The following is an 8676-nucleotide window of genomic DNA, read 5'->3' as shown; positions in this document are numbered from 1 at the left end:
ACCGGTGATGGTGATGACCAGGTTCGAGGTGCTGGTGGCACCCGCCTTGTCAGTCACGGTGAACGGCACGGTGACGGTGGCGATTTCGCCCGCTGCCAGGTGCTGGTACGCCGGGTTGCCGGCGTCCAGAGTCCATTGGCCGGTGGCGCTGTCCAGGGTGAAGCCGGCAGGCTTGTCGGCATCCTTGACGGTGTAGGTCAGGACGTCGCCGTCATCCACATCGGTGGCCTGCAGCTGACCACTGACGGACTTGTCTTCAGTCACGGCAGCGGCGCCGGGCTTGGCAACCGGCGCGTCGTTGGTGCCGGTGACGGTGATGGTCAGGGTCGAAGTGCTGGTCAAACCGGCCTTGTCGGTGACGGTGAACGGCACGGACAGGGTCGTGGTCTGGCCTGCGCCCAGATGCTGGTAGGCCGCATTGCTGGCGTCCAGGGTCCATTTGCCGGAGGCATCAACGCTGAAGCCGGCTGGCTTGTCGGCATCGTTGACGCTGTAGGTCAGGACGTCGCCGTCATCCACATCGCTGCCTTGCAACTGGCCAGTCGTGGTGGTGTCTTCCACGCCGGTGCCGGTGCTGACGGTCGCCACAGGCGCATCGTTGGTGCCGGTGACGGTGATGGTCAGGGTCGAAGTGCTGGTTGCGCCCGATTTGTCAGTGACAGTGAACGGAATGTCCAGGGTCGCAGTCTGGCCGGCGGCCAGGTGCTGGTAGGCAGCGTTGCTGGCGTCCAGAGTCCACTTGCCAGTGGCGTCAACGGTGAAGCCCGCTGGCTTGTTGGCGTCGGTGACGGTGTAGGTCAGGACGTCGTTGTCGTCGATATCGGTCGCTTGCAGCTGGCCGCTGACGGATTTGTCTTCGTCCACGGCAGCGGTGCTGACGGTCGCCACTGGCGCGTCGTTAGTGCCGGTAACGGTGATGGTCAGGGTCGAAGTACTGGTCAGGCCAGCCTTGTCGGTGACGGTGAACGGGATGTCCAGGGTCGCAGTCTGGCCGGCGGCCAGGTGCTGGTACGCCGCATTGCTGGCGTCCAGGGTCCACTGGCCCGCGTCGTTGACGCTGAAACCGGCTGGCTTGTCGGCGTCCTTGACGCTATAGGTCAGCACGTCGTTGTCATCGACATCGGTGGCTTGCAGTTGGCCGGTGCTGGTGGTGTCTTCAGTACCTGTGCCGCTGCTGGCCTTGGCCACTGGCGCGTCGTTGGTGCCGGTGACGGTGATGGTCAGGGTCGAAGTGCTGGTCAGGCCTGCCTTGTCGGTGACGGTGAACGGCACGGTCAAGGTGGTGGTCTGGCCTTGAGCCAGGTGCTGGTAAGCCGCGTTGCCGGCGTCCAGAGTCCACTTGCCGCTGGCATCCACGCTGAAGCCTGCTGGCTTGTCGGCGTTCTTGACGCTGTAGCTGAGCACGTCGTTGTCGTCGACATCGGTGGCTTGCAGCTGGCCGGTGGTCTTGGTGTCTTCCACGCCGGTGCCGGTGCTGACCTGGGCAACCGGTGCATCGTTGGTGCCGGTGACAGTGATCTTCAGGGTCGAAGTGCTGGTCGCACCCGACTTGTCAGTGACGGTGAACGGTACGTTGAGGACGGTGGTCTGGCCGGCACCCAGGTGCTGATAGGCCGCGTTGCTGGCGTCCAGGGTCCACTGGCCAGCAGCGTTGACACTGAAACCGGCCGGTTTGTTGGCATCGGTGACGGTGTAGGTCAGCACGTCGTTGTCGTCGACGTCGGTGGCTTGCAGTTGGCCACTGACGGACTTGTCTTCGGTCACGGCAGCAGTGCTGGCCTTGGCCACAGGCGCGTCGTTGGTGCCGGTGACGGTGATGGTCAGGATCGAGGTGCTGCTCGCGCCCAGCTTGTCGGTGACGGTGAACGGCACGTTCAAGGTCGTGGTCTGGCCTGCGGCCAGGTGCTGGTACGCCGCGTTACCGGCATCCAGGGTCCACTGGCCGGCGGCGTTGACGCTGAAGCCCGCTGGCTTGTCGGCAGTCTTGACGCTGTAGCTCAGGACATCGTTGTCGTCGACATCGGTGGCCTGCAGTTGGCCGGTGGTCTTGGTGTCTTCCAGACCTGTGCCGATGCTGGCCTTGGCGATCGGTGCATCGTTGGTGCCGATCACGGTGATTTTCAGGGTCGAGGTGCTGGTCGCGCCCGACTTGTCAGTGACGGTGAACGGTACGTTGAGCACGGTCGTCTGACCGGCTGCCAGGTGCTGGTAGGCCGCATTGCCGGCATCCAGGGTCCACTGGCCAGCAGCGTTGACACTGAAACCGGCCGGTTTGTTGGCATCGGTGACGGTGTAGGTCAGGACGTCGTTGTCGTCGATGTCAGTGGCTTGCAGCTTGCCGCTGACGCTCTTGTCTTCCAGTACCAGGGCGCTGCTGGCGGAGGCCACAGGTGCGTCGTTGGTGCCGGTGACGGTGATGGTCAGGGTCGAAGTGCTGGTGGCGCCCGACTTGTCGGTGACGGTGAACGGCACGTTCAAGGTGGTGGTCTGGCCGGCGGCCAGGTGCTGGTAGGCCGAGTTGCTGGCATCCAGAGTCCACTTGCCGGTGGAGTCAACGGTGAAGCCGGCCGGTTTGTCAGCGTTCTTGACGCTGTAGGTCAGGACGTCGTTGTGGTCGATGTCAGTGGCCTGCAACTGACCGCTGACGCTGGCATCTTCGTTCACGGCAGCAATGGTCGCCGAGGCGATCGGTGCGTCGTTGGTGCCGGTCAGCTTGATGGTCAGGGTGCTGGTGTCGGTGGCGCCATGTTCGTCGGTCACGGTGTAGTTGACGACGATGGTCTTGACTTCGCCGGCTGCCAGGCTCTGGTAAGCGGCGTTGCTCGGATCGAAAGTCCACTTGCCCTGAGCGTTCAGGGTGAAGCCGTCAACGGCAGGCGTACCTGGCGTCTGGCTGAAGGTCAGCACGGCGTTGTGGTCGATGTCGGTTGCGGTCAGTTCGCCCGACAGGATCGCCGGCTTGTTGACCTGCTGGGCCATGTGCTGGGCGGTCTCGCCGCTGGTGGTCAGCACATAGTTGCCGGCGTTGGCCGAGACCGCGCCGTTGGTCACGACGGAGTTCACGGTAGCGCCGGTGACGTTGCCCACGTTCAGCGTCGAGTTCTGCAGGCTGTCGCCCTGGTTGGCGACGCCGACGACGATCTGATAAGTGCCTGGCTTGTCGAAGACTTGCGAGAACGTCTGGTTGCCCGACGAACCGTAGCTGCCGACCGCATTGATGTCGCTCAGCGTCGTTGCCGGCTTGCCATTGACCTGTACGAAGGCGAAGTCGTTGTACGGCTTGTAGTCACTGGTGCTGAAGTTCCAGTTGAAGGAGACCTTCTGGTTGGCTTCAGTGGTGGTCACGGTGATGACCATCGACGAGCCGTTGGTGGCGTTGCTCACAACGCCGCTGCCGGTCATCTGGTCTTCCACGGCCGAAACGGTGGCCGCTTGGGCAACCGGTGCATCGTTGGTGCCGGTGACGGTCAGCGTCAGGTATTCGACGTTGCTGGTGGCGTTGTTATTGTCGGTGACGGTGAACGGCACCTTGATGGTCTGGACCTCGCCCTCGGCCAGGTTCTGGTACGCCGCATTGCTGGTGTCCAGGGTCCACTTGCCGGTGGCGCTGTCCAGGGTGAAGCCGGCCGGCTTGTCGGCATCCTTGATGCTGTAGGTCAGGGTGTCGGTGCTGTCCGGATCGCTGGCCAGCAGTTGTCCGGTGGCCAGGCCCGTGTCTTCCTTGGCGGTGCCAACGCTCGCCGAGGCAACCGGTACATCGTTGGTGCCGGTGATGGTCAGGGTCAGGGTCGAAGTGCTGGTCGCACCGGCCTTGTCGGTGACGGTGAACGGCACATCGATGGTCAGTTTTTCACCGGCCGCCAGATGCTGATAGGCCGCATTGCCCGCGTCCAGGGTCCATTGACCGGTGGCGCTGTCCAGCGTGAAGCCAGCTGGCTTGTTGGCGTCGGTGACGGTGTAGGTCAGGACATCGTTGTCGTCGATGTCAGTGGCTTGCAGTTGGCCGCTGACGGATTTGTCTTCGTCCACAGCAGCAGTGCTGACGGTCGCCACAGGCGCGTCGTTGGTGCCGGTGACGGTGATGGTCAGGGTCGAAGTGCTGGTTGCGCCCGACTTGTCGGTGACAGTGAACGGGATGTCCAAGGTCGCGGTCTGGCCGGCAGCCAGGTGCTGGTACGCCGCATTGCTGGCGTCCAGGGTCCACTGGCCCGCGTCGTTGACGCTGAAACCGGCTGGTTTGTCGGCGTCCTTGACGCTGTAGGTCAGGACGTCGCCGTCATCCACATCGCTGCCTTGCAGTTGGCCAGTCGTGGTGGTGTCTTCTACGCCGGTGCCGGTGCTGACGGTCGCCACAGGCGCGTCGTTGGTGCCGGTAACGGTAATGGTCAGGGTAGAGGTGCTGGTGGCGCCCGACTTGTCAGTGACGGTGAACGGAATGTCCAGGGTCGCGGTCTGGCCGGCAGCCAGGTGCTGGTACGCAGCGTTGCTGGCGTCCAGGGTCCACTGGCCTGCATCGTTGACGGTAAAGCCGGCTGGCTTGTTGGCGTCGGTGACGGTGTAGGTCAGGGCGTCGTTGTCGTCCACATCGGTCGCGTTGAGCTGGCCGCTGACGGACTTGTCTTCGTCCACGGCGGCAGTGCTGACGGTCGCCACAGGCGCGTCGTTGGTGCCGGTGACGGTGATGGTCAGGGTCGAAGTGCTGGTGGCGCCCGACTTGTCGGTGACGGTGAACGGAATGTCCAGGGTCGCAGTCTGGCCGGCGGCCAGGTGCTGGTACGCAGCGTTGCTGGCGTCCAGGGTCCACTGGCCTGCATCGTTGACGGTAAAGCCGGCTGGCTTGTTGGTCACGGTGTAGGTCAGGACGTCGTTGTCGTCGATATCGGTCGCTTGCAGTTGGCCGCTGACGGATTTGTCTTCGTCCACGGCAGCAGTGCTGACGGTCGCCACAGGCGCGTCGTTGGTGCCGGTAACGGTGATGGTCAGGGTGGAGGTGCTGGTGGCGCCCGATTTGTCGGTGACAGTGAACGGGATGTCCAGGGTCGCGGTCTGGCCGGCGGCCAGGTGCTGGTATGCCGCGTTGCTGGCATCCAGGGTCCACTTGCCAGTGGCGTCAACGGTGAAGCCGGCTGGCTTGTTGGCATCGGTGACCGTGTAGGTCAGGACATCGTTGTCGTCGATGTCAGTGGCTTGCAGTTGGCCGCTGACGGACTTGTCTTCGTCCACGGCAGCAGTGCTGACGGTCGCCACAGGCGCATCGTTGGTGCCGGTAACGGTAATGGTCAGGGTCGAGGTGCTGGTGGCGCCCGACTTGTCAGTGACGGTGAACGGGATGTCCAGGGTCGCAGTCTGGCCGGCGGCCAGGTGCTGGTATGCCGCGTTGCTGGCATCCAGGGTCCACTTGCCAGTGGCGTCAACGGTAAAGCCGGCTGGCTTGTTGGCGTCGGTGACGGTGTACGTCAGGACGTCGTTGTCGTCGATATCGGTCGCTTGCAGCTGGCCGCTGGCGGATTTGTCTTCGTCTACGGCAGCAGTGCTGACGGTCGCCACAGGCGCGTCGTTGGTGCCGGTAACGGTGATGGTCAGGGTGGAGGTGCTGGTGGCGCCCGATTTGTCGGTAACGGTGAACGGGATGTCCAGGGTCGCAGTCTGTCCGGCGGCCAGGTGCTGGTACGCCGCGTTGCTGGCATCCAGGGTCCACTTGCCAGTGGCGTCAACGGTGAAGCCGGCTGGCTTGTTGGCGTCGGTGACGGTGTAGGTCAGGACATCGTTGTCGTCGATATCGGTCGCGTTGAGCTGGCCGCTGACGGATTTGTCTTCATCCACGGCAACAGTGCTGACGGTCGCCACTGGCGCATCGTTGGTGCCGGTGAGGGTGATGGTCAGGGTCGAAGTGCTGGTAGCACCCAGTTTGTCGGTGACGGTGAACGGCACGCTGATGTTCAGAGTGTCGCCGGCAGCCAGGTGCTGGTACGCAGCGTTGCTGGCGTCCAGGGTCCACTTGCCAGTGGCGTCAACGGTGAAACCGGCTGGCTTGTCGGCATCCTTGACGCTGTAGGTCAGGACGTCGTTGTCGTCCACATCGCTGGCCTGCAACTGGCCAGTGGCGGTGGTGTCTTCCACGCCAGTGCCGGTGCTGGCTTGGGCCACAGGGGCATCGTTGGTGCCGGTAACGACGATGGTCAAGGTCGAGGTGCTGGTCGCGCCTGCAGCATCGGTGACAGTGAACGGTACGTTCAGGGTCGTGGTCTGGCCAGCGGCCAGGTGCTGGTAAGCGGCATTGCTGGCGTCCAGCGTCCACTGGCCGGTCGCGCTGTTCAGGGTCAGGCCGGCCGGGGTGTCCTTGGCTGCAATGGTGTAGGTCAGCACGTCGCCCTTGTCGACGTCGCTGGCGACCAGTTGGCCAGTGGTGACGGTGTCTTCAACCCCGGTGCCGTTGCTGATGCCCGCTACTGGAGCGTCGTTCACCGGCGTCACGTCGATGTTGATGGACTGCGAGCCGGTCAGAGCGCCGCCGGTGCCGGTGTTGCCCTGGTCGTCGACGGTGATCGACAGGCCGGCGGTGCCGGTGGTGTTGTTCGAGTCCTGTACCGGCGTGAAGGTCGCGCCTTCCAGTGCGGCGTTGATCTGTGCCTGCGTGCCGGACAGGGTCAGGTGGCCCTGGGCATCGCTGGTTGCGCCGCCAGTCAGGACCAGCGTGCCGCCGGTCACGGTGACAGTGATCTTCAGAACGTCAGTCGGGTTGGCATCGACGTCCTTGATGGAAATGGCATTGCCATTGGCGGCCGAGAACGTCAGCGGGGTGTCTTCAGCAGTCGTCACCTGGGTCGGCGCGGTCACGACCGGCGCATCATTGACCGGTACGACGTGAACGGTGCTGGTGACTGCAACCGAATCATTCTGACCGTCGTTCACGGTCACGGTGATGTTGCGGTCGATGGCGCTCGGGTTTTCGCTGCTGTTGCCGAAGGTGATCGACTTGATCACGGCTTCGTATTCGGCAGACGTGGCTGCGCCGCTCAGGGTCAGCACGATCTGGCCGTTGACGGTGGTCGTGGTGACGGTGATTTTCGCGTTCGGGCTGCCGACTACCAGGCTGTCGTCTGCCTGGGCGTTGGTCAGGGTGACCTTGGCGCCTTGCAGCAGCGGGCTGTCGACGTCGGTGACTTTAAGGTCAGGCGCAATCGCCACGCCCTTGTCGCCTTCGGTGAAAGTGGCCTGGTTGTCGGTGCCTGCCGCCGCACCGTTGAGGTCGACCACTGGCAGGGCATCGTTGTCGATGATGGTGGTGGTCACGCTGCCGTTGGTGCCGCTGACCACGACGTTTTCGAAGTTGCCGCCGGTGATGGCGCCAATCGATACGGTGACGTTTTCGACGCCCTCGGGAATGGTGTCGTTGATGGTCGCCAGGTCAAAGGTGACGCTGCTCGAACCGGCCGGAATCTTGACGCTGACCACCTGGGTGTAATCGGTGCCGTTGGCAGCGGTGCCGCTGTAGGTCAGGTTGATGGTGACTTCGGTCTGCGCCGGGTTGCTCAGGCTGATGGTGTAGGTCGCCGACTGGCCTTCGGTCACCTGGGTGCTGCCGGTGATGGTGGCAACGGTGGTGTCGATGGTGTCAGTGATGGTGGTCGTCGCTGGCGCCGGGTTGGTGGTCAGGACCAGGCCAGCACCGCCGGTGGTGCCGGTGATGGTGGTGGTGATGTCATGGGCGTCCAGGTACGGCGTGTTGCCGTTGGGGATCTGCACAGTGACGGAACCGGTGGTCTGGCCGGCGGCAATGGTGATCTGCGAGCCGTTGGACAGCGTGATGGTCAGGTCGCTCAGCGGCGCCTGGGTCACGGTGGCGGTGTATACCAGCGCGCCGCCTTCTTCGGTCAGGGTCGAGGTGGCGCTCAGGCTCAGGGTCGATTCGCGCTGGGGAACCGCGGCGTCTTCCTGAATGCCGGCTACGGCGTTGTTGCTCAGGCCTGCGGTGTTGAAGCCGATGTTCGGGTTCACCACGTCTGCGGTTTCGGTCAGCATCACCACGCTGTGGCCGCCGCCTGCGTTGCCGCCGTCGGCCGAGGTGCCGGTGGTCTGGCCCGCTGCGGTCGCTTCCAGGTCTTTGGTCGGGTCGGCGCCCGCGGCGATGGCTTGCTGCAGCTCGGCAACCGAAGGCGCGGCCTGTGCGGTGGCTTCGGCGATGTTGGTGGTGGACGTCGGGGTTTCCGAGCTCCACTGGCTGTCACGGCCCATGTCCAACTGACGGCCGTCCGGCAATTGCAGCGTGACAGAGCCTTCCGGGCCCGTCAGCACCTGCTCGCCGGCTAGCAGCCGATCACCCTCGATGAGTACACGGCGAATCCCTTCCGGGGAAACTGCGACTACTTGGCCAACAATGCTTTTGACGATGGCAACAACACTGCTCATGGGGGTGACTCTCCGAGTTTACCGTTCAGTTGGTATCCGTCATGCCGACTGGTCACTAAGGGATGCCGATTCGTATTGGGGTGTTCAGTAACTACAAAACTTTGGCGTCAATTAAATAAGTATTTGATTTAGTTATTGTTAATTATTTGACGTCAATTTATTAACTGCTATTTTCAAGGTCAGGCATTAACTTTATGCCAAACTATTGACCTATTCCGCGCCATCCTAAACAATCGCTTCCGTAATGTCACATTGATATTTTCTGAG

General features: G+C 63.2%; 1 protein-coding gene. It reads right to left on the bottom strand.

Features of this window, described 5'->3' with window-relative positions; translation table 11 throughout:
- Positions 1-8409 (bottom strand): retention module-containing protein (locus tag NPS29_RS21085; protein ID WP_274134880.1); only part of this gene is annotated, 8409 nt, incomplete at its 3' end.
- Positions 8410-8676 lie beyond the last annotated feature (267 nt).

The sequence above is a fragment of the Pseudomonas putida genome (assembly GCF_028682175.1).
Taxonomy (GTDB): domain Bacteria; phylum Pseudomonadota; class Gammaproteobacteria; order Pseudomonadales; family Pseudomonadaceae; genus Aquipseudomonas; species Aquipseudomonas putida_AD.
The sequence above is the reverse complement of the archived record's forward strand: the minus strand, read 5'-3'. Positions and strand labels throughout refer to the sequence as shown.